This is a genomic window from Streptomyces sp. C, assembly GCF_000158895.1.
In the GTDB taxonomy this organism is placed as follows: Bacteria; Actinomycetota; Actinomycetes; order Streptomycetales; family Streptomycetaceae; genus Streptomyces; species Streptomyces racemochromogenes.
In genome coordinates, this window is sequence record NZ_GG657750.1 from 3,091,390 (window position 1) to 3,092,051 (window position 662).

The following is a 662-nucleotide window of genomic DNA, read 5'->3' on the forward strand; positions in this document are numbered from 1 at the left end:
CGGTGCGGGGCAGGGTGAGGCGGAACTGGGAGCCGCCGCCGGGCTCGCCCCAGGCCTGGAGCCAGCCCCCGTGCAGGCGGGCGTCCTCGACGGCGATGGACAGGCCGAGGCCGGTGCCGCCGGTGGTGCGCGCCCGGGCGGGGTCGGCCCGCCAGAAGCGGTTGAAGACGCGGGTGGCCTCGCCGGGCTTGAGCCCGACGCCGTAGTCGCGGACGGCGACGGCGACGGCCCCGCCGGCCGAGGCGAGGCGGACCACCACGTCGCGGCCCTCGCCGTGCTCGACGGCGTTGACCACGAGGTTGCGCAGGACGCGCTCGACGCGGCGGGCGTCGGCCTCGGCTATGACGGGCTGGGTGTCGCCGAGGACGCGGATCCGGGTGCCCTTGTGCTCGGCGAGCGGTTCGGCGCCGTCGATGACGCGGCGCACGACGTCCCGCAGGTCGATGGGCTCGGCCTGGAGGTCGGCGGCGCCCGCGTCGAAGCGGCTGATCTCCAGCAGGTCGGCGAGCAGCGACTCGAACCGGTCGAGCTGTCCGGCGAGCAGTTCGGCGGAGCGGGCGGTGACCGGGTCGAAGTCGACGCGGGCGTCGTGGATGACGTCGGCGGCCATGCGTACGGTCGTCAGCGGGGTGCGCAGCTCGTGCGAGACGTCGGAGACGAAC

General features: G+C 75.8%; 1 protein-coding gene. It reads right to left on the reverse strand.

Annotated features, from left to right (window positions below; all coding sequences use genetic code 11):
- Positions 1-662 (reverse strand): HAMP domain-containing sensor histidine kinase (locus SSNG_RS13770; RefSeq protein WP_007264441.1); only part of this gene is annotated, 662 nt, incomplete at both ends.